20 protein-coding genes and 4 tRNA genes are annotated in these 25,707 nt (G+C 43.4%); 13 read left to right on the plus strand and 11 right to left on the minus strand.

What is annotated here, in order from left to right:
• Window positions 1-49: 49 nt before the first annotated feature.
• The 5 genes from ppx to PSYC_RS00840 all read left to right on the plus strand — a co-directional run bounded on the left by ppx (window position 50) and on the right by PSYC_RS00840 (window position 6,177).
• Window positions 50-1,576 (plus strand): exopolyphosphatase, encoded by a 1,527-nt coding sequence (gene ppx, locus PSYC_RS00820; RefSeq protein WP_011279474.1) that lies wholly within the window; start codon window positions 50-52, stop codon window positions 1,574-1,576.
• Between the two features lie 228 nt (window positions 1,577-1,804).
• Window positions 1,805-2,608, plus strand: a complete 804-nt coding sequence (locus tag PSYC_RS00825) for an acetyl-CoA carboxylase carboxyltransferase subunit alpha (RefSeq protein ID WP_011279475.1) — start codon at window positions 1,805-1,807, stop codon at window positions 2,606-2,608.
• 277 nt (window positions 2,609-2,885) lie between these two features.
• Window positions 2,886-4,463 carry a tRNA lysidine(34) synthetase TilS gene (gene tilS, locus PSYC_RS00830; RefSeq protein WP_011279476.1) on the plus strand — a complete coding sequence of 526 codons (1,578 nt, stop codon included), beginning with the start codon at window positions 2,886-2,888 and terminating at the stop codon, window positions 4,461-4,463.
• Window positions 4,464-4,651: 188 nt separating this feature from the next.
• Window positions 4,652-5,485 carry a pyrroline-5-carboxylate reductase gene (gene proC / locus PSYC_RS00835; protein WP_011279477.1) on the plus strand — a complete coding sequence of 278 codons (834 nt, stop codon included), beginning with the start codon at window positions 4,652-4,654 and terminating at the stop codon, window positions 5,483-5,485.
• 122 nt (window positions 5,486-5,607) lie between these two features.
• Complete coding sequence (locus tag PSYC_RS00840) at window positions 5,608-6,177, plus strand: YggT family protein (RefSeq protein WP_011279478.1); 570 nt, start codon at window positions 5,608-5,610, stop codon at window positions 6,175-6,177.
• Window positions 6,178-6,429: 252 nt separating this feature from the next.
• Here PSYC_RS00840 and PSYC_RS00845 read toward each other — a convergent pair whose 3' ends face one another.
• Window positions 6,430-7,224 (minus strand): hydroxymethylpyrimidine/phosphomethylpyrimidine kinase, encoded by a 795-nt coding sequence (locus PSYC_RS00845; RefSeq protein WP_011279479.1) that lies wholly within the window; start codon window positions 7,222-7,224, stop codon window positions 6,430-6,432.
• 250 nt (window positions 7,225-7,474) lie between these two features.
• Between PSYC_RS00845 and PSYC_RS00850 the strand changes: the two genes are divergently transcribed.
• From PSYC_RS00850 to PSYC_RS00860, 3 genes are all read left to right on the plus strand, one after another.
• Window positions 7,475-7,564, plus strand: a tRNA-Ser gene (locus tag PSYC_RS00850).
• Window positions 7,565-7,748: 184 nt separating this feature from the next.
• Window positions 7,749-7,825: transfer RNA gene (locus PSYC_RS00855), tRNA-Arg, on the plus strand.
• Window positions 7,826-8,024: 199 nt separating this feature from the next.
• Complete coding sequence (locus PSYC_RS00860; protein WP_011279480.1) at window positions 8,025-8,699, plus strand: RDD family protein; 675 nt, start codon at window positions 8,025-8,027, stop codon at window positions 8,697-8,699.
• A gap of 246 nt (window positions 8,700-8,945) precedes the next feature.
• On the opposite strand, the gene panD is transcribed toward PSYC_RS00860, so the two are convergent.
• The 9 genes from panD to PSYC_RS00905 form a co-directional block, all read right to left on the minus strand.
• The gene (gene panD, locus PSYC_RS00865) at window positions 8,946-9,326 is read right to left on the minus strand and encodes an aspartate 1-decarboxylase (protein WP_011279481.1); all 381 of its coding nucleotides are present in this window, start codon (window positions 9,324-9,326) and stop codon (window positions 8,946-8,948) included.
• A gap of 99 nt (window positions 9,327-9,425) precedes the next feature.
• Window positions 9,426-10,007 (minus strand): aminoacyl-tRNA hydrolase, encoded by a 582-nt coding sequence (gene pth / locus PSYC_RS00870; protein ID WP_011279482.1) that lies wholly within the window; start codon window positions 10,005-10,007, stop codon window positions 9,426-9,428.
• Window positions 10,008-10,203: 196 nt separating this feature from the next.
• On the minus strand, window positions 10,204-10,878 hold the full coding sequence (locus PSYC_RS00875; RefSeq protein WP_011279483.1) for a 50S ribosomal protein L25/general stress protein Ctc: 675 nt from the start codon (window positions 10,876-10,878) through the stop codon (window positions 10,204-10,206).
• A gap of 396 nt (window positions 10,879-11,274) precedes the next feature.
• Window positions 11,275-12,222, minus strand: a complete 948-nt coding sequence (locus PSYC_RS00880) for a ribose-phosphate pyrophosphokinase (protein ID WP_011279484.1) — start codon at window positions 12,220-12,222, stop codon at window positions 11,275-11,277.
• Window positions 12,223-12,332: 110 nt separating this feature from the next.
• Window positions 12,333-12,408: transfer RNA gene (locus PSYC_RS00885), tRNA-Gln, on the minus strand.
• A 243-nt stretch (window positions 12,409-12,651) separates the two neighbouring features.
• A tRNA-Gln gene (locus PSYC_RS00890) sits at window positions 12,652-12,727 on the minus strand.
• A 249-nt stretch (window positions 12,728-12,976) separates the two neighbouring features.
• Window positions 12,977-13,945: a 4-(cytidine 5'-diphospho)-2-C-methyl-D-erythritol kinase gene (gene ispE, locus PSYC_RS00895; RefSeq protein ID WP_011279485.1), complete on the minus strand. Its 969-nt coding sequence runs from the start codon at window positions 13,943-13,945 to the stop codon at window positions 12,977-12,979.
• Window positions 13,946-14,007: 62 nt separating this feature from the next.
• Entirely contained in the window at window positions 14,008-14,646 is a 639-nt protein-coding gene (gene lolB, locus PSYC_RS00900; protein WP_011279486.1) for a lipoprotein insertase outer membrane protein LolB, read from the minus strand.
• A gap of 141 nt (window positions 14,647-14,787) precedes the next feature.
• A complete protein-coding gene (locus PSYC_RS00905) occupies window positions 14,788-16,701 on the minus strand; it encodes a tetratricopeptide repeat protein (RefSeq protein WP_227500339.1) in 1,914 nt (637 codons plus the stop codon).
• Window positions 16,702-17,185: 484 nt separating this feature from the next.
• Here PSYC_RS00905 and hemA point away from each other — a divergent pair, with 484 nt between their 5' ends.
• The 4 genes from hemA (at window position 17,186) to PSYC_RS00925 (ending at window position 21,336) form a co-directional block, all read left to right on the plus strand.
• Window positions 17,186-18,565: a glutamyl-tRNA reductase gene (gene hemA, locus PSYC_RS00910; protein ID WP_011279488.1), complete on the plus strand. Its 1,380-nt coding sequence runs from the start codon at window positions 17,186-17,188 to the stop codon at window positions 18,563-18,565.
• Window positions 18,566-19,011: 446 nt separating this feature from the next.
• On the plus strand, window positions 19,012-20,148 hold the full coding sequence (locus PSYC_RS00915; protein WP_011279489.1) for an aminotransferase class V-fold PLP-dependent enzyme: 1,137 nt from the start codon (window positions 19,012-19,014) through the stop codon (window positions 20,146-20,148).
• A 235-nt stretch (window positions 20,149-20,383) separates the two neighbouring features.
• The gene (locus tag PSYC_RS00920) at window positions 20,384-20,821 is read left to right on the plus strand and encodes a YeeE/YedE family protein (RefSeq protein ID WP_011279490.1); all 438 of its coding nucleotides are present in this window, start codon (window positions 20,384-20,386) and stop codon (window positions 20,819-20,821) included.
• Window positions 20,822-20,913: 92 nt separating this feature from the next.
• Complete coding sequence (locus PSYC_RS00925) at window positions 20,914-21,336, plus strand: DUF6691 family protein (protein WP_011279491.1); 423 nt, start codon at window positions 20,914-20,916, stop codon at window positions 21,334-21,336.
• A 99-nt stretch (window positions 21,337-21,435) separates the two neighbouring features.
• Here PSYC_RS00925 and PSYC_RS00930 read toward each other — a convergent pair whose 3' ends face one another.
• Window positions 21,436-23,100 (minus strand): AMP-binding protein, encoded by a 1,665-nt coding sequence (locus tag PSYC_RS00930; RefSeq protein ID WP_011279492.1) that lies wholly within the window; start codon window positions 23,098-23,100, stop codon window positions 21,436-21,438.
• Window positions 23,101-23,439: 339 nt separating this feature from the next.
• Here PSYC_RS00930 and PSYC_RS00935 point away from each other — a divergent pair, with 339 nt between their 5' ends.
• The gene (locus PSYC_RS00935) at window positions 23,440-25,575 is read left to right on the plus strand and encodes an NADPH-dependent 2,4-dienoyl-CoA reductase (RefSeq protein WP_011279493.1); all 2,136 of its coding nucleotides are present in this window, start codon (window positions 23,440-23,442) and stop codon (window positions 25,573-25,575) included.
• Window positions 25,576-25,707 lie beyond the last annotated feature (132 nt).

Genomic DNA, 25,707 nt, shown 5'->3' on the forward strand with positions numbered 1-25,707 from the left:
TAAACCCTTTTAATTGTTTTTTTCATCTGACACGGTAACGACCTCGCTTATGCCCAAAGACAACCTAAAAAACCCACCACTCGCAGAAGATGAACTGATGGCAGCCATTGATATTGGTTCCAACAGTTTTCATTTAGCCATTGCTCGCCTTGATCATGGTGAGGTGCGAAAAGTGGTGTCTATGTCTGAAAAAGTGCAGTTAGCCGCAGGACTGGATGAACATAATATTTTAGGCGGAGCAGCGGAGCAGCGTGGTTTAGATTGTCTTAGCCGCTTTGTAGCGCGTCTAGATTCGGTGCCTCCTGAGCGTATTCGTATTGTTGCGACCAACGCCTTACGCCAAGCCAAAAACGCCAATGATTTTATCAGCCGTGCCAATAAAATCTTACCCAAGCCCATCGAGATTATTGCGGGACGAGAAGAAGCGCGTTTGATTTATCTAGGCGTCTCGCATACCAATGCCAGTAGTGACAAGCGTTTGGTTATTGATATCGGTGGCGGCTCAACAGAGTTTATTATTGGTCAAGAGTTTGATCCGCTGTTGACCGAGAGCTTACAGATGGGCTGTGTTGCCTTTACGCAAAAATATTTTGCTGATGGACAAATTACCAAGGAAGCTTTTAATAACGCCATATCGGCTGCGCGTAAAGAAGTGCTGGCGATTAATGGTCGCTACCAAAAAATGGGCTGGAGCAGCACCATTGGATCGAGTGGTACGATTAAAGCGGTACGTAATGTTTTGGTCTCTAAAGGCTGGGCAGATGAGCAAGAACGTATCACTTATAAAGGGGTCAAAAAGTTAGAGAAATTGCTGCTTAAAATTGGCAACGTCGATGACATGGATTTAGAAGGCGTCAAAGAGCACCGTAAAGCGGTATTCCCAGCAGGCGTTGCGGTATTACAAGCAGTCATGAAAGTACTGGCCGTTGATACTATTACTTATTCGGATGGCGCGCTACGCGAAGGTGTCATGTATGACATGCTCGGACGCTTTGCCAGTGAAGACGTACGTGACCGCAGTGTATTGGCACTGATTAAGCGCTATTCAGGCGATAAAAATCAGGCTAAGCAAGTAGTCAAAACCAGTCGTCACCTTTTTGAACAAGTACAAACAAAACTTGGACTCAGTACGGAAGATGGCGATTTACTCAGGCGAGCAGCATTCTTACATGAGATAGGGCTGGCAATAGCTCATAGTAGCTATCATAAACACAGTGCGTACTTGATGGAACATTCTGACATTCCAGGGTTTTCACAAGTAGACCAAAAGCGTATGGCACAGCTGATGTTGAATCATCGCCGTAAACTAAAAGCAGATATGTTAGAGCAGACGTGCGTAATTGGCGGCGATCAGCTAGTTTATCTCTGCCTGCTACTTCGTTTAGCAGTACTGGCACATCACAGTCGTAGTGATTATGAGTTGCCGACATTAGCATTAAAAGTAGACGATGGCAATCATTGGCAAATCATGGTTGGTGATAGCAGCGAGTACTATGCTTTCTTATTTTCTGACTTGCAGACTGAAATAGAACAATTTGCCAAATGGGGCATCAAGCTAAGCGTCATTGAGGTTTAATTTTTTATCAGCTAAGACCGTTAATAGATTGGTTGATTAATGCGGTTAGAAATAACGTAACAAAAGCGGTGTTGTCGGTAATGTTATGGCATATAAGATGTGCTATTATAGTTTTTATTGAGTTTACAACTGTACTTTCATTATCCTAAAACCGATAACGATGCCATTATTAAATATAACCATATTGAACATAACTCTATTAAGTATAACTAGGAAAGGGAAGCGTCTATGAGTACCGTCTGGGATAGCGTTCAGCTTGCACGGCATGCCAAACGTCCATTGTTTATGGACTATGTGAATCAGCTGTTTACCGAATTTGATGAATTGCATGGCGACCGTGCTTATGCTGATGACAAAGCAATCCTTGGTGGACTCGCACGCCTAAACGGTATGCCGGTGATGGTCGTTGGTCAACACCGTGGTCGCAGCACACGCGAGCGTATTGAGCATAACTTCGGTATGGCAAATCCTGAGGGCTATCGAAAAATTATTCGTTTGGTCAAAATGGCTGAGCGCTTTAATATTCCGGTCATGACCTTTGTCGACACCCAAGGTGCCTATCCGGGTATTGGCGCTGAAGAGCGTGGGCAGGCGCAAGCCATTGCCGAAAGCATCGCTGTGTTTTCAAGCCTCAAAGTACCTATTATCGTCACCATTATTGGTGAAGGTGGCTCAGGTGGGGCATTGGCGATTGGTGTTGGTGATAAAGTAAATATGCTGCAAAATAGCATTTATTCGGTCATCTCTCCTGAAGGCTGTGCTTCCATACTATGGAAAACTGCTGAAAAAGCGCAAGATGCCAGTGAAGCCTTAAAATTAAATGCTATCAATCTGTATCACATGGGCTTGATTGATGCAGTTATTGACGAAGGTGAGGGTGCTCATATTCAGCCACAGCCAGTGATGACGGCATTAAAAGCCCTGTTGGTTGAGCAATTGGATGAGCTAAAAGATTTGGATACTCATACGCGTTGTGAGCAGCGTTATGAGAAGTTCAAATCTTTTAACTCAGAAGTCATGTTGCCTTGCTAGTATGTTCCATTGCTAAATAGTTGATAATCAGCTTTTAGCACTAAAGGCTTACGCTTAATGTTAAAATAAAAACGTGTCATTTTATGGCGCGTTTTTTTGTATCAATTAATTTATATATAGTTGAAATACTTTAAAGTCGCTACCGTATTGCTGGTGTAAATTTTTTGCAGCCTCTGTCTGCGTAGGCACAGCAAGCAATAAAAATTTGCACCAGTAATACGTGTTGTATCGATATTACTTTTCACCGACTATACCATCTAATTAGATAAGGTCAATGATGAGCAGCAGTGCAATCCTACCATATCCAATTGACCCAATAGCTCAGCTGCCGATTGATAGTCAGCTAGCACAAGCATTATTGAGCAGTCTCGCTGACTATGGCGAGCAATTGCATGGTCGCCGAATTTGGCTGGCGTGTAGTGGTGGGCGTGATTCATTGGCACTGGCAGCGCTGTGTGTACAGCTATACCAGCAAAGTAGGCTGCCATTTTTACCGCAGCTATTGCATGTCAATCATGGTTTGCAAGCGGATAGTGATATTTGGGCACAGCATGTCGCTGAGTGGGCAAAGCGTCAGAAAATACCTTGCACTATCTTGCAGGCGCAAGTAAATGGCCATGATGAGCAAGCAGCACGGCAAGCGCGTTATGACGTGATGCGCACGCAACTAAATCAAGATGATGTATTACTATTAGCTCATCATGCTGATGACCAAGCAGAAACAGTATTGATGCGGCTGGTTCAAGGGGCTGGGTTGAATGGTCTGACGGGTATGCAGCCGTGGCGTGTACAAACGCAGGGCGTCCATCGCATTGTATTATGGCGTCCTTGGCTTACCATACAGCGTGCCAGTATTAGCACCTATGCTCAGCGTTTAAAGTTATCTTATATCGATGATCCAACCAATGACGGCGGTGATAATGTCCGTAGTGGACTGCGCCGTGACATCATGCCAGTATTGGCGAAATATAATCCCAACGTTATTGATAATATTGCTCGGAGTGCACAGTTATTAAGCGATGCACAATTAATCGTCAGTGCGCAAGCATCACAAGATATGCAGCAGACGGCTATTGCCTCGCTACAATTGTCATCTGCCCAACGAGTGCTAGATATCAATGAGGTAAAGCAATTACCACTTTATCGCCAGCGACAACTATTACATTATTGGTTAGCTCAAGATGAGCCATTACCGCCTGCTAAGCAGCTTGTTGATGATGTATGGCGCTTAAGCCAGCGTCATGACCATGATCATCAAACGGCGCTTTTTTGGCAAGGTCGCAAACAGTCCTATACCATTCGCCGCTACCGTGAGCAGCTTTATCGGCTTAGTAATGACTGGCTAGCATGGCTTAAACTACCGTTATCTGAGCAAACGCTATCGTTATCTGAGCCTCTTTTACTGGCTAATAATTTACCTGAGCATCAGCCTATACCAATCATTTTGCGTAGTGATCAAAATGTTACTTGGCAAGTGCAGACGATACCAAGTGAGCTATTGCCCCTATTAGACGATATAGCATTAGAGGCAACATTAAAGCCAATGCTAAAAACAACACTAAAAACAACACCATTACATCGCAGCACGCGTATCCAAACCGCACTAGCGACACGACCGCAATCGGGAAAAAAACTCTACCAAACATTGGGTATCCCATCATGGTTACGTGAAAGCTTGGTAATGGTAAGTATTGTTAATAGCAATTTGGACAATGCATCTTCAATAGAGTTACCTCTCTTATTGTTGTCACCTTTTGAGACTTGGGTGTTAGGCTCTGAGACGCTTAGTACTGATAGTAGTATTGAAAATAAGCCCTCTATCGCAAGCCAATTAATACCAAACAAAGCAGTTTAAGTACCAAACAGAGCAGTTTAAGTACCAGATAAATCATGTGCAATATTGTGATTAGCATAAGCTGAACCCGACGGTTGCTTTTCAGAATTTCCCAAACGGTGCTAGTAGCAGTATGGTAAACTGAGTGTCATTTTAATTATCATTATGTTAGTTTGAATACCTTTAAATTTGGTCAGTAGGAGACATGTATGTCAGTATTGGATAATAAGAAAATCAGCTTTATCGGTGGCGGAAATATGGCGCAGGCTTTAATTAGCGGCATGGTGAGCTGTGGTATCAAGCCCAATCTCATTACTGTCTCTGATCCAAGTAGCGAGGCACGTGAGCAATTAGCTGCTAAAGGATTGAATACTGTTGACCCAATGACGGATGCCAAAGCAGCGGTTATTGATGCTGATATTGTGGTGCTGGCAGTCAAGCCGCAAGTGATGAAAGCGGTGGTCAGTGCCTTCGCTGATGTCTTGGATAAGCAGTTGGTGATTTCGGTAGCTGCAGGCTTATCGACCGATGTTTTATCTAGCATGCTTGGCGGCTATCGTAATATTGTGCGTGCGATGCCAAATACGCCTGCGATGATTCAGATGGGTGCCACTGGTCTTTATGGTACTGATGACATCTCTGCTGAGCAAAAACAATTGGCAACTGCGGTTATGGAAGCATCAGGGCTTGTGATGTGGGTCGAGGACGAAGCGCACATGCATGCAGTTACCGCAGTATCAGGTTCAGCGCCCGCTTATATGTTTTACATTATTGAAGCTATGGTTGATGGGGCAGTAGCTCTAGGATTGGATAAAGAGCAAGCGTCAGCACTGGCAATGCAAACCATGCTAGGTGCGGCAAAAATGGCAATGGGCAGCGAAGATGCGCCCGCTGAGCTACGTCGTAAAGTGACTTCACCAAATGGTACTACCCAAGCCGCGATTGAATCAATGCAAGCCAATGATATTGGTCGTCAAATTAGTGAAGCCATGCAAGCATGCTATGACCGCAGCCAAGCCCTAAGCGAAGAGATGAGTAAATAGTCATCTCTATATCAGAGGCAGGATTTTGTAAAAATACTGCCTCTGATTTGTAAGAATAAATGCCTGATAATGACATTCGTCACCCTAAAACCTGTTAATAATGTCACATTGAGTAGCGCTTCATGAACAACATGTTATTGCAAATTTTTGACTTGGTCACCACCTTCGCCATGATGTTGGTGTTTATTCGTTTTATGCTGCAGTTTGCCGGTATGGATGCTAGCAATCCTATGATTGCGCCTGCTTATAAAGCGACCCATATCGTCGATGTTTTCGGTCGTATTTTCCCAACCGTCGCACAAGGTCGTATCAGCATTGCTGCCATCGTGCTGATGTTTTTAATTCGCCTGATTGATATTGCTGGCAAAGCCGCTTTGACACATAAAGGTATAGCGCCAGTACCGTTATTTTTTACCGGTACCATCAGCTTAGTTTTAGATTTTTTGCGCATGTGTCGCTACTTGGTAATCGGCTCTATCATCGTGAGCTGGATTGTGGTGTTTACCAGATCTGAGCATCCTATTATTGGTATCATTATCAATTTAGCTGAGCCAATTTTAGCGCCATTTCGTCGTATTACGCCAAACTTAGGGATGATTGATTTATCACCAATGATTGCCTTTTTTGCCTTTTATCTACTTGAGATTTTTATCGGTGGTTTGGCCTCGAGCTTTATGCCGATGTTAGGATAAGCTAAACGCGATAAGATTAAGAATGTTTACTATGTGATAAAATATTCAAGTAAAAAGGCGCTCTATTAAATATAGAGCGCCTTTTTGTATGTTGGTCTTTTATATAAATCTAAATATAGTTGAAATACTTTAAAGTCGCTACCGTATTGCTGGTGTAAATTTTTTGCAGCCTCTGTCTGCGTAGGCACAGCAAGCAAGAAAAATTTGCACCAGCAGTACGTGTTGTATCGATATTAGTTTTCACCGACTATATTAAAAGCGGACAAAGCGATTGGGTATCAATTGCGCTTTAGAATCCTCAGGGTGAGGCACGTCAGCAGCACGCAAGGTTTTGGTAATCCAGCTATCCGCTGCCTTAACCGCATCGATAAGCGCATCACCCATTGCCAAGCGTCCCGCGATAAAACTGGCTAGCGAGCAGCCAGAGCCATGAAACTCACCATCTAGGCGCGGCAAGGTACTTTTATATACCATTTCACCTTCTATGTATAAATACTGCTCAATATCACCGCTATCAAAATCATGTGAAGTTTTGACCAACACGGCATAGGTTCCTTGTGCGCATAATTTTTGCGCCCCTATATGTAAGTCTTGTTCAGCACTCAAGGCGCGTAGCTCATGGGTATTAGGGGTAATTAAGGTGGCATAGGGTAGCAACCGTCTAAATGCGGTGACCAGCGTCTGCTCATCACCCAAACTGTCACCGCTATTGGCAACCAATACCGGATCTAAAACAAAAAGTGTCCCCTCAGGGATAGTCTCATCAGCAAATAACTGGGTTAGCATAGCAATATTGTCGGTAGTGCCGAGCATGCCTGACTTGATAACGTTAACAGGCAAATCATCGAGCACTGCTACCGCTTGATCTCTTACTAAATCTGCTGCACATGCTTCAAAGCCAATGACCTGCTGTGAGCTTTGTACGGTAATCGCGGTACAGGCGATAGCAGCATGAGCGCCTGCTTGCCCGATGGCTTCAATATCCGCTTGCAATCCTGCCCCACCGGAGGGATCTAAGCCTGAAAAGCACAATACGACTGGTCGCATAACACATCCTTTGATATCTTTTATAATAAGTAATAAATACTATAGCCATCCGCTGCCAAAAAAGCCATAAAGACCGTTAAATTCATTATTATGCAAAAAGTATGATTAAAAGCTCAGAGAATGCTTGCAATTATTTTTGGCTTTGCTATAATACTCGCCCACGGCATAAGACGTATCGTTAGCATCGATACTGTGTTTAAAGAAGTGTTTTTTTGTTAAAAAATATTTTGATAAGCGTTTTATATCGTTCGGTGAAGTGGGTGAGTGGCTGAAACCAGTTCCCTGCTAAGGAACCATACGTGTAAGCGTATCGAGGGTTCGAATCCCTCCTTCACCGCCATTATATTCGGTTTATTATTAGAGTTGTGATGCAATTTAAAGTTGTTGAACTCGTTTAATATTTAAAATAAATATATTATATTTTAATTATTAAAAAGTCTTGACACTGGCAATATAATCTATATAATTACCAACCTAATTTACTACAAAGTTATTTACCGCGTAGTAAATGATGTGTAAAGTACGCGCTTGTAGCTCAGTTGGATAGAGCACTTGGCTACGAACTAAGGGGTCGGGAGTTCGAATCTCTCCAAGCGCACCATTTTACATCATCAATTTTTACTAAATCAATCGCCTGTCTTATGACAATTTGGCGGTTTTTTTATGTCTGCAGTTTTTGTTTGACATCCTCCTTATATGACTTATCGTATGACTAGCTAGCATCTTAGGATAATGTACGATAAGCGCCTGAATTACGGTACAATAGAGCCATTATTCACTGCTTGCTATGAGCTGGTACTATGTCAAAGAGTTTATCTAAACGCCCGTCTAAATCTGCTGCTAAAGCACAGTCATCAAACTCAGTATCCAAAATGTCAGCGCATCAAAACTCTGAGATCGAAGAGCCAACGATTGCTAAACCAATGGCTCGTGTCGTAGCAATTCTCTATGATGGCATGTTGATTTTAGCATTGTTGTTCTTGGTAGGAACTGTGCTAACGGTGATTGGGACGCTACTTACGATGGAAACGGGTTCGCAATCTTCACAAGCCCAGTCGTTGCCAACATGGTATCAGAACTTTATCATGACACCATCATTTATACTGACGCTAGTAGGGTTCTACGGGCTGTTTTGGCGTCGTGGTGGGCAAACCCTAGGGATGCAGACTTGGCGCCTTAAAACCGTCAATAACAACGGTTATTTGCTCACATGGGGACAATCCTTTAAACGTATTTTTGCAGCGTCTTTGATGCCATTACTATTTGGCATTATTGGCAGCTTAATCGGCGGCTCACGCGCTATATTACTAACCAGCGCATTTTTGGGACTGATATTTAACTATGCATTCTGCTTATTTAATCGTCGCGGCTTAGCAGTGCAAGATATGATATCGAATACCATTACTTTGAAAATGCCAAAAGTCGAACATGAAGGCTTGTGGCGTGGCTTTAGAAATCGTAAAAAGAGTCGCTAACTATAGTTGAAATACTTTAAAGTCGCTACAGTACTACTGGTGTAAATTTTTTGCAGCCTCTGTCTGCGTAGGCACAGCAAGCAAGAAAAATTTGCACCAGTAGTACGTGTTGTATCGATATTACTTTTCACCGACTATACTTAAAACATAAAAAAGCTGAATCCAAATAGGATTCAGCTTTTTTATTAACTAATAATCAATATACGGTAAAACACAGGGTAGCGAATACCGTGATAGATATGACGATTAAGCTACTTGCACAGGGATAATATTCGCTGTGTCTTTAACCGTATTGTCTTCGTTGCAATAGACCAGTCTTGGCTGATATGTTGAAGCTTCGACTTCGTCAAAATGCGCGTAAGCACAGATGATAACGATATCACCTAAATCAGCCATATGAGCCGCTGCACCGTTTAGTGAGATAATACCAGAGCCAGCTTCAGCGCGGATAGCGTAGGTGCGAAAGCGTTTGCCATTGGTGACATTATAGATGTCGATAGATTCGTTTTCACGCAGACCGGCAAGATCTAATAAATCACCATCAATACCGCATGAGCCTTCGTAGTGTAGCTCAGCATGAGTAACACGGGCGCGATGTAATTTGCACTTGAGCATATTAAGTAGCATAGGTTGCTTCCTTAGCGTAACGGATATAAATGAGTTAAATCAAAACGTTAATGGAGATTAACTTGCTAAAATAAAAGGCTGTTATAATTGAAACACCATTTATTCAGGTAATTTAAAGCCATTAATTTGCGAACGTGCCTTTTCAATATCACCATCTAATAATAATGGTAAGGCTTCAAAAGCGGCAGATAATGCACTATCAATGGCAATTTGCTCATCTGGCGCAGCTTTTGAGAGAACATGTCCACTGACTTTAGATTTGTGACCCGGATGACCAATGCCCACACGCAGACGATGGAAGTCGTTGCCAATATGCGGGGTGATGTCACGCAGACCATTATGACCGCCATGACCACCATCGGTTTTGAGTTTGATGCTGCCAGCGGGAATATCAAGCTCATCATGAGCGATTAACAGCTCGTCATTGTCAATGCCATAAAATTTAACCATGGGCACAACCGACTGACCTGACTTATTCATAAAGGTCAGCGGCATCAACAGACGCACATCAGAGCCATGAATTTGCCCGCGTCCTGTGACACCGTGGAATTTTTTGTCGGGGGCGAGGGCGATATTAAACTGCTGAGCCAAATGATGGACGAACCAAAATCCTGCATTATGGCGCGTAAACATATACTCCTGACCCGGATTACCAAGACCGACAATAAGCTTTATGGCCATAAAAACACCCTGCTTGACTATAATAAATGAGTGGTAAGGTCTGTGATAATAGTGCCATTCAATGAATCGCACACATCTGATTTCTCAAACCTTACTTACAAAAACAGCAGGAGATATTCATCACCTGCTATTTTTTTTGACTAAACGAACCTTGTATTACATAGCAGACGATAGGTCGCTACATAGAGGTTGTTTATTATTTGCCGTCTTTGTTGCCATCAGTACCTTGCTCAGTAGCAGGTACGTCAGAAGCATCAATTTCAGCAACTTTGTCAACTTCTTGAACCGTTGGTGGCTGCATGTTCACGATCGTACGGTCGTGTGCATCTTCCATGTCAAGATCAAAGATGATAACGCCTTCAGGCAGTTTGATATCTGATAGACGGAACAAATCACCAATTTCCATACCAGATACATCTATTTCTAGATATTCAGGTAACTGTGATGGTATGCAAACGATTTCGATGTCAGTTACTAACGTTGATAGAATACCACCAGCTTTAGTACCAGGCGCTTCTTCACGACCAGAGAAATGAACAGGAACATTCATGTTGATTTTTTGACCTTTTACAACGCGCTGAAAGTCAGCATGCATTGGGAAGCCTTTAGCTGGATGGCGTTGTAGATCTTTGATAACCACTTGATGCTCTTCACCGTCTACATTCAAAGTCAAAATGTGTGAGAAGAAAGCTTCGAATTCAAGTGATTTTACTAGCTCATTGATTTTGATAGAGATAGCTATTGGCTGCTCACCACCACCATAGATAATAGCAGGAACTAGGTTCTGCTTACGTAGGCGGCGGCTCGCACCTTTACCTTGAACTTCAGCAGAACGATCAACTGCGTTTAATGCAAAATGATTAATAGTCATGGATGTAATCCTATAAAAAAATAATGAAGTGTCTGGTCATAAAAAAGTGGATTTGCGACCAATCCACTAATACGTGATGATAGCTAATATTTATGATGCTTGATAAAAAGCACAACGATTAAATTTAGCCATTTGCTCAACATAATGGTTTTTATGATATAAGTTATCGTAAAAATCATCACTCTAAGCGTGATCAGCACTTGTAATAATGCCAACGGTCTTAAATTAGAAAAACGGTCAGCACAGGCGCGCATTATACGTGATTATGTAATAATAATAAAGACCTACGCAAAATCGCTGTGCAAAATTACTATAAAAACAACAGCGCAAAACTATTAAGCAAAAAAAGCGCCAAGTAATGAAACTTGGCGCTTCCTGTTTAATTGACAAAAAATCTTAAGCGTCAAACATCGCGCTGATAGATTCTTCGTTATTAATACGGCGTAAGCTTTCAGCAAGCATTGGCGCAATGCTGACTTGACGAATTTTGCTACAAGCTTTGGCTGCGTCAGACAATGGAATCGTATCAGTAACCACAATCTCATCCAATTCCGATTCACTGATGTTCTTTAACGCATTACCAGATAACACAGGGTGAGTGATATAAGCCACCACACGGCGTGCGCCGTTTGCTTTGAGTGCTTCGGCAGCTTTACATAGTGTGCCTGCGGTGTCGACCATGTCATCAACGATGACGCAATCACGGTCACGGACGTCACCGATGATGTGCATCACTTGTGACTCATTGGCACGGGCACGACGTTTATCAATAATCGCCATGTCGGTATCGCCCAACTGCTTAGCCATCGCGCGTGCACGAACCACACCGCCGACGTCAGGCGAGACAACCATGATATTGTCATAATTTTGTTTTTGTAGGTCATTAAGTAATACAGGCGTGCCGTAGATATTATCGACTGGGATATCAAAGAAACCTTGAATCTGATCTGAGTGCAAATCAACAGTCATCACGCGATCGATACTAACGATGTTCAACATGTCAGCGACGACTTTGGCAGAAATAGGCACACGAGCTGAACGAGGACGACGGTCTTGACGAGCATAACCAAAATAAGGCATGACAGCTGTGATACGACCAGCACTAGAGCGACGCAAGGCATCGGCCATCATCATGATTTCCATCAAATTGTCATTAGTCGGTGCGCAAGTAGGCTGCATAATAAACACGTCTTTACCGCGCACGTGTTCTTTGATTTCTACGGCAATTTCGCCATCAGAAAAACGCGTGATGTCAGCTTTACCAAGAGGTATATGGAGATGATCGGCTACGGTTTTTGCTAATTCAGGGTGGGCATTACCCGTAAAAATCGCTAAATAAGGCATGACAGAAGTCCTATTGATTGACTCAAGCAGCGACCGCTAAGCAGTGTCAAACTGCTCAAATTAAGAAAAGAGTGGTGAAAATTATTGATGACTACTATTACAGTAAAAAATGGTAGGGGTAGCTGGACTCGAACCAACGGATGTCAGGATCAAAACCTGATGCCTTACCAACTTGGCTATACCCCTGTAATGTCTAGGCTGTGTACGTCGATATCTAAAAGCAACTTTTTTAAAAGTCATTGTTAGAATAGCGTCACGACCTGTTCGTTATCTTATAAACGGAAAAACCGTCTAATAAACAACTTTTCCCTAACGGTGTTCATTGCGAACTATACCGAGACTGGGATAACATTGTCAATGTCAATAAGATAAGCGGCTATCTATAAACGGCTTATAATAAGTACACATCAAATGCTTTAAGCTTAAAAATGGTAGGGGTAGCTGGACTCGAACCAACGGATGTCAGGATCAAAACCTGATGCCTTACCAACTTGGCTATACCCCTATTGAGGCGACCTATTATAAATAAATATTCAGCTTTTGCAAGTCATTTGCGCCTTTTTATGGTTTTTATTCGAAATAGGTTAAAAATAAAACTGATATTAGGTCAATAAAAATCTATAGGCTGTATTTATAATAATGCTATTTTTACGCTTCACCGACTATAAAGGTCCATTATAAAAGGAGAGGTAAAAAACTTAGCATTTTGCTTAATTTTAGAGTCGTTAACGCTGACATCATAAGCCATTTAAACTCACAAACTTCTCACTACATACGCTGTACAAGGCGCCTCTTCAATCCACTTTGACAAAAGCAACTTATCATCAGTAACACTCGCATCCAATGGCAAAAATACCGTGCTACCAGAGCCAGTCATTCGTGCTGTACCCAACGCTATTTTTTCTAGCCCTTGTAAATAACGTAGTCCTTCGTCAACGGCGGGAGCGAGGCTTGTGACTACGGGCGTAAAGACATTGTGGTAGGGCGCAATAAGAGTTTGCACATAATTATCGTATTGGTTTTTAATCGTCTCAATTGATAGCAGGGTGATATCTCGCGGTAGCTTAGGGTGCGCGAAAAGCTTGGCAGTATTAACGTGAGCATTAGGCGTCAATACTAAATATTGCTGGTCGGGCAAATCAATGGCTGTCAATTGCTCACCAATGCCCGTCGCAATAGCATCTTGACCAAAGATAAATATCGGCACATCTGCGCCAATTTTTGCACCAATTTTTATAAGCGTCTCTTGATTAAAATTAAGCTGCCAAATCTCATTAAGCACAAGTAATGTTGTCGCCGCATTAGATGAGCCGCCGCCCAAGCCTGCGCCCATTGGTAAGTGCTTATCTAACGTCACTAATACTTTGGGTAGGTGCTCAGGCAGCTTACTTGAGTCTATGGCAGCTGCCAGTAGGGTGCGAGCCGCTTTAAAGATTAAATTGTCCTCTATGCTGCTAGTTATAGCTTCTGCACCATCTAACGTTAGTAGCTGACCACACAGGCTATTAATATCTACTGCGCTATTATCTACTGCGCTATCAATAGTAGCCATTGGCTTATTCGCTACCGAAAAATGCAGATAATCGCCCCAGTCGAGCAGACGAAACACAGTTTGCAAATTATGATAACCATCAGCACGCTTACCCGTAATATGCAAAAATAAATTAATTTTTGCCGGTGATAAGCGCGTGATAACTGATGCAGTAGGAGCGTTCTTAGTCATAAATGATGGTCACAATTTTTAGGTAGCCGCTTTTATATATCAATCAAACTTACTAGGTGCTATTACTTTTGATGATTAACGGTCATAACCACTTTATTGCCTTGCGCCTGCACAGCGCTGATTTTATTTGGTAGTTTATCATTGCCTTTATAGCTGAAGCTGGCTTGCCATTCACCATTGACTGAGCTGATTAAACGATTTTGGGCATCAAGCTGCGGTGTGCTATCTGATGGCGCTGAGCGACCAGAAATCCAGTAGGGCATTTGTGAGATGGGTGCTTGCCAGCCAGTGGCTTTTTTGAGCAGCGTTTCAGGGTCAGTAGCGGTTAATGTGCCCGTTTTTTCGCTCACCAATGTCGCTGATTGACCATTGTATTCGATATTGGTTTTGCCAATGCCTAGCGCACCGATAAGCTCAATGGCAAAGCGGTCATTCTGTTGACCCCATGCATAAAATGCACTACCGCTTTGAGCGCCTGTTGTATCGCTAGCAGCCGTTGTAACGCCAATCTTGCCTATAATGTTAAAGCTCTCAAGTTTCTTTGGTTGCTCAGTATTTTGACCTTGAATGATGCCAGTCGGCTGGTTGGGGGTATTGCCGGTTTTTAATGACTGACACCCTGACAAGATGGCGACTGATGCCGTCATAGCAGTGAATAGGGCTAATTTATTAGGTTTATAAGAAGATAGTAGGGTTGACATGACGTTTCCTCAAAAATGGGCAAATTTGCAAAATGGTTGTTTCGAAAATAGGTTAGCTTAAATCTTATTTGTTACTCAGTTATGCGTGGCTGTTAGCTTCTTATAAGTGGCTTGTAATGATAGGGTTCAATAATAAGTAGATTAATACAATTGTATACGGTCATTGATATTGTGTTGCCCAAATGAGAAGCGCTGCTGCAAGTCGGCGAGTAAAGCGTCGACTTTTTCATTGTCACCCAAGCCTTGATAAGCGCGTAACAGCAATGTCCCTGAGCGTAAAGTAGGAAGCACATCGTAAGGGCTTTGCAAATAGTCGATAATTTGTTGATAATTTTCGTTGGCTAACGCATTGCTTGCCAGCACATTGAGGGCTTGTAGATGCCGCTCATTGTCGTAACGAGGGTCATCATAGCGTATTTGTATAATAGCCGTTGCTAATGCCAATCCTTGCTCAGAACCACGCTCATTGGCTAGCAGTAATTGGGCATAACTCAGCTGGTAAGCAGGATTGGTAGGGTCAAGCGCTTGCAAATGATTGAGTAAGGTACGCTTTACGATATAGTCCTCTTTATCATCAAGGAGTTGGGCGCGTGCAAAAAGCAGCATCTCATTATTAGGGTATTTACGAGCAGCTTTAGTTAACAGGAGTAAAGCTTCTGCAGATTCATTCTGCTGCCATAAGATATCGGCTTGTAGCACAAAGCTATCGGGGGCAAATACGCTAAAGTCTCTACGCATTTTTTCTAAAGTAGCGATAGCGGCATCGACATCATCGTTGAGTAAGTCTAATGCGACCACTTTTCGTCGAGCTTCCAATACTAAATCCTCTTGCATAACGGCATTGAGATAGTATTTGGCTTGCTCAAAGTTCTGCTGCCGCTCGGCACTGATGCCCAGATAGTAATGAGATTGATCTAGATAAGCGGAGTTTTTTGCAAGCGTGTTAAGCAGCTGGTCAGCGCTAGCGTATTTTTCGATATCTAAGCTGACCAGCGCCGCTAACAAGGTAATCTCAGCATCATCTGCAAAACGCTGATGAGCATCTAGCAACAGTTGCCATGCTTGCTCATTTTGTTTTAAGTCAAGCAAATAGCGAATCTCATACAAGTATAGGTTCTTGCTATTAGCATTACGTAGGTGCGCTTGGCTGAGATGATCAAGGACTGCCTTTGGTGTTTCAATTTTGCGCAAGATATCTGCTTTTAAAGTAATAAAAGGCACATAATCCGGCTGCTGCTCAAGCGCATGATTGATATGGATGATGGCAATCTCAGGTTCATTAAATTGGTAAAGCAAACCAGCTTTTAATACTGACAGCGAAGCGTTTTTTTCACTGGCGATAGGTTGCAAGGCGCTGAGTAATTCGCGCTTATCATCATCGCTGTTTGGATAAATGCCAATCAGAATTTCACTAAGGTCGGCGCGAGGATCATAGCTCAAGATACGGTTTAGAGTCTCACCCGCCAAATCATAATCATGCGCCCGCAGTGCCAAATGAGCGACATAAAACCAAGCGGGCACGTGATCTGGGTTTTCATCTTGCCATGCTTTGGCAAATTGTAAAGATTCTTCGACCCTGTCATTACGTAACGATAAGCTTAGCGCTCTTTCAAATACGGCTGTGGCATCTTGTTTAAACGATTGCTGCTTATAGATAATCAGCGCACGCTCTGTATCATCACGATTTGCGGAAAATTCTGCATCTAATAAGGCATATAAGCTTGGTTCATTGCTTGGTTCATTAAAGTCAGATGACGGCGTAATTTCGATTATGGAAGTATCAGTTATCGAATTCTTATTAACCATGCTTTCAGTCACCGGTGTGTGACCGTTAATGAGGTTATGAGAGGCGTTAATGGTTGTGGTAACGGTGGCGTTACTACTGGTGCTAGTAGAAGAGATTTTGGGTAAAGCTATGTTTGGTGAAACAATGGCATGGGCAGGGAATCCTAGGCACAAACAAACCGCCAACGAAAACGCTAGCTTATAACGTTGGCATAGCCGCTCAATTAGGGCGTGCAATAAAGCTCGAAGGCTAGATTGAGCGTTATGCATAGATTGTCGGTTAAATGAGGACCTAAAAAAGACCATAGCGTGCAGTATTTACCTATTCTGACCTTGTTTCTATACCCATAAAAGGACTTGCAGCATAGAAGATTGGGTTTATTATAATCATTTTAAAAACAGATATCTGTGACGAATAATGATGTCAAACATTATAAGAGTAGCATGAGGGGATATACAATAGCAGCCGTGTTACTCAAGCATCAGCAATGGGGCAAATTCTTTTAGTAGAACCCGAAATTAAGGCTAATATTGTTAGCTTTAAGTAAACCTATATGCAAGTGTTTGAATGTTAAGCCAGTAATAGCAGTTGATTTGTAGGCACTGTGCCCAGATACAGATAAAGTGCTGGCTTATGGAGGTGAGTGTTAAATAAAGCTATCAATAATGATATAATAAGCGCTTTTTAACCTTTTTAAAAACCGCTAAAGGTGTTTGGTTGGCGAGTGAATATTATATTTATGGTCTGTCAATAATGAGATTAGTGGTCATTGGGGTCAATCACAAAACTGCACCAGTCGCTCTACGAGAGCGCTTGGCGCTTGTCGGTGACGATGTCAATATCGCACTTGCGCAGCTACAAGGCTTTAGCGACGGTAGTGTGATAGTCTCCACTTGCAACCGCACAGAGATTTATGCGTTAGTCCCAGAAAGCATATTATCACCGAACACATTGTTAGCAAGCTCAGCCTTATCCGTTGTAGAGTCTAGTATTTCGCTTAACAGTAGCACCAACATATCATCGACTATCATCAGCGCTCACATCCTAAAAATTAAAACTTGGCTTGCAGATTTTAAGCAGTTGTCACTGGACGAGATTGACCCTTATTTATATGTCCATCGTGATATGCACGCTTTAACCCATTGGCTACGGGTCGCTGCAGGTCTTGACTCTATGATATTGGGTGAGCCGCAAATACTTGGGCAAATCAAGCGTGCTGTGCATCTGGCGCAAGACCAAAAAGCGCTTAGCAATCAGCTAGGCTGGATTGTTGATCAGGTATTTGCAGCGGCAAAACGTGTACGTAATGAGACGCAAGTGGGTGCACAAGCCGTATCACTTAGCTATGCTGCTGCCAAACTGGTGACGCAAATCTTTGATGATTTGCCAAGTCGCACGCTATTGGTGGTAGCCGCTGGCGAGATGAATCGTTTGGTAGCGATGCATATCGCAGGTCTTGGGGTCGGGCGCATTATTATTTGTAACCGTAATCCTGAGCGTGCAGAAGCTTTAGCCGCTGAGCTGCGTAATCCCAAGCGCCAGATCGAAGTCAGAACGCTGCAAGAGCTGCCACAAGTATTGGCAGAAGCCGATATTGTGAGCAGCTGTAGCGGTAGCATGGACATATTGATTGATAAAACTATGACGCTGCGGGCATTAAAAAGCCGTCGCTATCAGCCGATGCTGATGATTGACTTGGCGGTGCCGCGTGATATTGATTCAACCGTTAGCCGTATAGACGATGTCTATCTATACTCTGTCGATGATTTGCAGCATGTGATAGCCGGTAATATCGAACAACGCCGCCAAGCAGCCGTCGATGCGGAGCTGTTGGTCAGTCAATTGGTGGTTGAGATGGATCGCCGTTTTCAAGTGCGCCAAGTAGGCAAGGATATCCAGCAGTATCGGTCGCGTACCCATGAGCAGGTAGACAAACTATTGCAGGAGTCTATTGCCAAGCTGCAAGGCGATAATGCTAACCCTGAAGATATCATGATTGAGCTGACGCGGCGCTTAACGCAAAACTTGACCCACGCGCCCTCCAAGCTCATGCGTAAAGCGGCGCGCGAAGGTGACAATGAATTACTCGACTTTGTCGTATCAGGTCTACAAGACGCCCATCGACATCACTGATAGTCGCCTTGTGTTTATCAGAAATCATAAATTATATCAGTATGACTTTAACGCAAACAATAGCATTGTCAACCTGCATTATCAGTGCTAATATCGGGCTGTTATGACGATATTAAGTGATGATGCTTGATTGAAAAATAGGGAATATTTTTAGGATACTCAAGCGGTATTTGTTACAATATCAGCGTCTATATACTATATACTATTTAACTTTCATCTATTTAATAGATTTCAATGACCATTGTTATCAGCCTACCACCGCGTAGCAACAATAATGGTGCGTATATCCTACGCGGTTTTACTTACTATTTGATGACATCAACGACGTAAAAGATACCAGCGTCAACGGCAATAGCGCTAGGATAAAGTACTATATCGTCCACCCTGCGTCATATTCTCAATTATTACTCATACTTAAAAAATATTACAACAGACAGGAGCGTCACATGACTGCATTACGTCAAGATATTGATCCAAACGGCTTATTAGAATATTCAGTAGTTTATACCGACCGCGCCCTCAATCATATGTCAAAAGCCTTTCAAGAGGTGATGAATGATTTGCTGAGCAATTTAAAGACCGTTTATAACGCTGAAGCAGCGGTTATTATTCCAGGTTCTGGCACGTATGGTATGGAAGCAGTCGCCCGTCAACTGACCATTGATGAAGATTGCCTCATCATCCGTAACGGTTGGTTTAGCTATCGTTGGACGCAAATCTTAGAAAAAGGCAAATTTGCCAAGTCATCTACGGTACTAACGGCTGAGCGTACGGAAGACACTGAAGCGCCAAAACCATTTGCGCCAGTGGATATCGAAACGGCGGTTGCCAAAATTAAAGAAGATAAATCTGCCATTGTTTATGCGCCGCACGTTGAAACGTCATCTGGTATTATCTTATCAGAAGAATACATCAAAGCATTGAGTGAAGCAGTACATAGCGTTGGCGGTTTATTGGTCATTGACTGTATTGCTTCAGGTTGTGTGTGGTTAGATATGAAAGAATTGGGCATCGATGTGCTTATTAGTGCACCGCAAAAAGGCTGGAGTAGCACGCCATGTGCAGGTCTGGTTATGCTGAGCGCCGCTGCCATCAAAAAAGTAGAGAGCACTGAATCCAACTGCTTTAGTCTTGATCTAAAGCAATGGTTAACCATCATGCGTGCGTATGAAAACGGTGGTCATGCGTATCATGCAACCATGCCAACCGATAGCTTACGTCAATTCCGCGATGCTATCTTAGAGGCAAAAGAGATTGGCTTTGATATATTGCGTGACGCACAATGGGAGCTTGGCAACCGTGTCCGTAAGGTTCTGACAGATAAAGGTATTGAAAGCGTTGCAGCTGAAGGTTTTGAAGCGCCAGGTGTTGTGGTGTCTTACACTGAGCGTGATGACATGCATAAAGGTAGTGCTTTCGCTGAAGCCGGATTGCAAATCGCTGCTGGTGTACCGCTAAAAGTGGGTGAGCCTGATAACTTCAAAACTTTCCGTTTAGGTCTATTTGGTTTGGATAAATTGACAGACATCGACGGTACGGTAGAGCGTTTTGAAAAAGCACTTGATGAAGTGTTAGCAAAATAATTTGAATGACTCATGCTTTATTAAGCAATGAGTAATCATATAAAAATACTGAACCTCGAATGATGCGAAGTTCAGTATTTTTTTACCCTTTCACTATATTTTATAATATAATGTAATTAAGTAAATTGATATAGATTCTGGTCTAAATAAAAAAGAGTCGTTTATACGATATTGTTCTTAAATTGAATCCACTACATAAATCTGTTTTTGATAAAAATTGGCTTAGGTAAATATTATGAGTATACAAATAGACTGGCAGGCATTTACGCCAATCTCCTTAGTAGGCGGTTTAATACTAGGAGTTGCGACTGTTATCCTGCTGTTAGGTGTTGGTCGTATTGCGGGTATCAGTGGTATTTTTTCAAGCCTGCTCAAACCAAAGCGCGTAGAGATGTGGCAGGTATTATTTATTGCAGGTCTGATTATCTCGCCATTATTATATAGTTTGGTTAGACCGCTACCTGATGTCGAAATCAGTACCTCGTTACCTTTATTAATCGGGGCAGGGCTATTGGTTGGTTTTGGTACACGTATGGGTTCAGGCTGTACCAGCGGACATGGCATTTGTGGTAATGCACGACTATCGCCACGTTCGATGGCGGCGACGGTGACCTTTATGTTTTTTGGTATTGTGACGGTTTATATCGGTCGACATGTACTAGGGCTGCTGTAAATGATTGGCAGTATAGCTAGTAGACAGTGAGTAAATAGACGGCAAAAACCGCATTTAATATGATGAATATAAGATAATAGCGAGACACAATAATGCTAAAAAATATAATTGGGTTACTGGCAGGGTTGTTATTCGGCTTCGGACTGTTGATATCAGGTATGACCGATCCTGTTAAAGTACAAGGCTTTTTGGACGTATTTGGTGCATGGGATATTTCTCTGGCACTGGTGATGGGTGGTGGTCTAGTGGTGGCGATTGTCGGTGTACAATTGGCCAAGCGTCAACAGACCAGTTGGATTGGCACGTCAATCGATATGCCAAGCAAAACAGTCATCAATAAGAAGCTGTTAATCGGCGCGATGTTGTTCGGTATCGGTTGGGGTTTGGTGGGTATTTGCCCAGGACCTGGAATCGTGCTACTTGGCACGGGACAGTGGCAGGCTTATGTCTTTATCCCAGCGATGATCATTGGGATGCTAATTTATCAATGGCTCGAGCCGAAACTTAATGGATAAATAGTAGGCTTAAACTATCTTAAGCTAAATATGAAAAAGGTCAGCTGACATTCGTTAGGCTGACCCTTTTTTATGAATGATGATTCAAACTATAAAAGCCTACTTGGCACTTGCCGTTACTTTAGGCGTTTCGTGTGCCAAGGATTTGGCCGCTTGGCGCAGTTCAAACTTTTGTACCTTACCGGTGCTGGTCTTTGGGATTTCAGCAAAAATAATATATTTAGGCATTTTAAAACTAGCAAGGTGCTGTTTACAATGCGCCATCACATTATCGCGCTGTAAAGTGCTGCCAGCATGAATCTCGATAAATGCCACCGGTACTTCACCCCATTTATCATGCGGCGCAGCGACTACAGCACAGCTTTGGATTTCTGGCATTTTATATAGGACGTTTTCGACTTCGATACTAGAGATGTTTTCGCCACCTGAGATGATGATGTCTTTAAGCCTGTCCATGATTTTGATATAGCCGTCAGGATATTTAACACCCAAATCACCGGTGCGGAACCAACCATCAGTAAAGGCTTCTTCGGTGGCCTTACGGCTTTTTAGATAACCTTTCATCACCATATTGCCGCGCAGTGCCAGCTCGCCCATTTCTTTACCATCAGCGGCAACCGGTTCAGTGGTACCTTGTTTAAACAGCTCAAATCCGCTCATCAAATGTGAGGTCACGCCTTGACGTGATTTTTTCTGCGCGCGCCCAGCGACATCAAGCGTAGCCCATTCTTGTTGCTCAGCGCAGATGGTGACAGGTCCGTAAACTTCGGTGAGACCATAAACATGAGAGATATGAAAGCCCATGGCTTCCATGGCTGCCAGCATGGTTTCAGACGGCGGCGCACCAGCGACCCAGCCCTTAACTTCATGATTGATGGCTTCTTTGTATTCAGGCTTGCCACCGGCAATCATATTATGCACCACAGGCGCTGAGCAATAATGTGAGACTTTATGTTTGGCAATCAGCTGCAAAATCAAATCAGCGTCAATCTTGCGCAAGCAGACGTTGACACCAGCTCGCTCAGCGATCGTCCAAGGAAAACACCAACCATTACAATGAAATAATGGCAGCGTCCATAGATACATTGGGTGCTTTGGCATATCCCAATCTAAAATATTGGACACGGCATTAAGTGTCGCACCGCGGTGATGATAAACCACACCTTTGGGCTTACCAGTGGTGCCAGACGTATAGTTCAGAGCAATTGCATCCCATTCATCTGTTGGTTTTTCCCAATTATCCAAACTATCAGCGCTGGCGATTAATTCTTCATAACTCATTTGTCCAAAACGCTCGATATCGACCGCTGCATCTGTCGCATGAATAACGATAAGGTTGGGAAACGTTTCGTCGATCATCTCAGCATGCTCAGCAAACTCGCTGTCTAAAATCAATACTTTGGCTTCTGAGTGTTGTAAGCAAAAGCTGAGCGCATTGATATCGAGACGAGTGTTTAACGTACATAGCACGCCACCTGACATGGGCACCCCAAAGGCACATTCGACCATTGCTGGCGTATTCGGCATCATGACCGCAACCGTGTCATTTTTATCAACACCCAATTTACGTAGACCATCAGCCAGTTGTCTGCAACGATCGTAAGTCTGTTGCCACGTTTGCGTGAGATTATTATGTTCTAGGTCGTCATAGATGATAGCCGTTCTGTCAGGATAGACCTGAGCGCTACGAATGATGAAGTCAATAGGGGTAAGCGGTTGATGGTTAGCAGCATTTTTGCCGAGACCTGTGTGAAAGTCGGTCATGGGGATAGTCCTTTATCGTATGTTTTATAGTCGATGACGCAGTAATGGTACTTTGCTGTCGCCAATCGACTGTATCAGGGTCTGATTATTATAGACAGTCGCCAGAAAAATTTAGACAGATTTTGTGGAGTTTGTTTAACTATCTGCAAAAATCCTCACTATTAGACAGAATCATTCAGCGCTGCGATTAATTAGTGTTCACTCATTAGTCGCTTGTCTACATAGCTGACGATAATGGCGGTGTGGTACGATAGCCGTAACGCTAAATACCATAGCATAAGAATCCTTACAAAGCATTGCTACAAAATATTTCCATAAACCATTCATAAGGAAAATGATATGACCGCCAGCCATACTGCCAATTCGATTGACACTGCCAGCTTGAACGAACACTACCCGCATTTATTTGAGCCGCTCGATTTGGGCTTTACTACGTTAAAAAACCGTCTGGTAATGGGCTCGATGCATACGGGACTTGAAGACCGTTTTTATAACTACGGTAAACTGGCGGCGTATTTTGCAGAACGTGCCAAGGGCGGCGTGGCGATGATGATCACGGGCGGTATCTCGCCCAATCGTGAAGGTTGGTTGCTACCTGCTAGTGGTACGATGAATACGCGCGCTGACGTCCTCAATCATCAGCGTGTCACTCGTGCCGTGCATAAGTATGACAGCAAAATTATCATGCAAATCTTGCATAGTGGTCGCTATGGTTATCACCCTTTTGTTGTCTCATCAAGCCCTATTAAATCGCCAATCTCGCCTTTTAAACCGCGTAAGATGAGCATCAAAAACATTGAGCAGACAGTAAAGGATTATGCTCGTTCTGCAAAACTCGCCAAACAGGCAGGTTATGATGGTGTCGAAATCATGGGCTCAGAAGGCTATTTGCTCAATCAGTTTTTATCGCGTCACGTCAATAAACGTACGGACGAATATGGCGGTGATATCCAAGGACGCATGAAGCTAGCAGTCGACGTGGTCAAAGCCGTACGCGAGGCTGCCGGTGAAGATTTTATTATGTTATTCCGTCTATCGGTTATCGATTTGGTCAAAGACGGCAACGTCATGGATGAAGTCATCATTGTTGCCAAAGCGCTAGAAGAAGCCGGCGTCACCATTATGAATACCGGTATCGGTTGGCATGAAGCGCGTGTGCCGACGATTGTAACCAGCGTACCGCGTGCTGCCTTTGTTGATTTCACTGCTGAGATTAAAAAGCACATCAGCATCCCAATGATGGCCGCCAACCGTATCAATATGCCAGAAACCGCAGAAGAAATTGTGGCTAGTGGCCAAGCAGATTTGATTCAAATGGCGCGTCCTTTCTTAGCTGATGCGCATTGGGTGAATAAAGCCAAAGACGGTCAAGCCGATCGTATCAATACTTGTATCGCTTGTAACCAAGCCTGCCTTGACCATACTTTTGACAATAAACGCTCAACATGTCTGGTTAATCCGCAAGCCTGCTATGAGACGGAATTGGTTTATAAGAAAACCAAGAAACCTAGAAAAGTCGCCGTCATCGGTGGCGGTGTTGCCGGTATGTCAGCGGCGCACGTCGCCGCGCTACGTGGTCATGAGGTGACCTTATTTGAAGCAAAAGATATCTTAGGCGGGCAGTTTAACTATGCCAAAGTGATCCCTGGTAAAGAAGAGTTCTTTGAGACCATTCGCTACTACATCAATGAGCTTGAGCACTTAGGCGTTGAGATTAAACTCAATACCAAAGTCGATAAAGCCATGCTGGAAAAAGCCAAGTTCCATCATGTCATCGTTGCAACCGGTGTTGTACCTAGAAGCCTAGCAGGCAAGTTAGAAGGCGCTGATTTGCCGCAAGTGATGAGCTATGCTGAATTGCTCTCTGGTGAAAAATCAGTCGGCGCAACCGTTGCTGTCATCGGTGCTGGTGGTATCGGCTTTGACGTCAGTGAATATCTCACTGCCAAACATGGTCAGCCGCTTGATGAGCTAGACCCTGAGTTATTAAAAGATTCAAGCTACCGTCCGAAAGCCCAGTCTATCGAAGAGTGGCGTGAAGAGTGGGGCGTCACCTCTGCTACCGATTATCAAACAGAGGGTGGTCTCATCAAGACTGGCGACATTACCCCTGTTCGCCAAGTGTATTTGATACAGCGTACTAAAGGTCGCTTGGGCAGTGGTCTCAATAAAACGTCGGGCTGGGTACATCGCGCGCATGTCAAATCACACGGCGTTATCCAAGTATCAGGTGCTCAGTACGATAAAATCACCAATGAAGGTATCTGGATCACCAATAATCAAGGTCAAAGCCAGCTGCTACGGGTCGATAGTGTCGTGGTCTGTGCCGGTCAAGAATCAGTCGTCGAGCTAATGCCAAATGTCGGTGATGCCCCAGACGCGCAATACCATCTCATCGGCGGTGCAAAGTTGGCGGCTGAGCTCGATGCCAAACGTGCGATTCGTGATGGTGCTGAGGTTGCAGCGAGTATTTAAAGTTATTAGAATCAACGTTGTATTGAGCGGTGGGGGAGATATCTCTTACCGCCTTTTTTAATATCTCTCGCTCCTCTGCTTTGAATTCCGTACTATAGCTCTGCTTTTTCTTAGTCATGGTAAACTCATCAT

The sequence above is a fragment of the Psychrobacter arcticus 273-4 genome (assembly GCF_000012305.1).
Lineage (GTDB): Bacteria > Pseudomonadota > Gammaproteobacteria > Pseudomonadales > Moraxellaceae > Psychrobacter > Psychrobacter arcticus.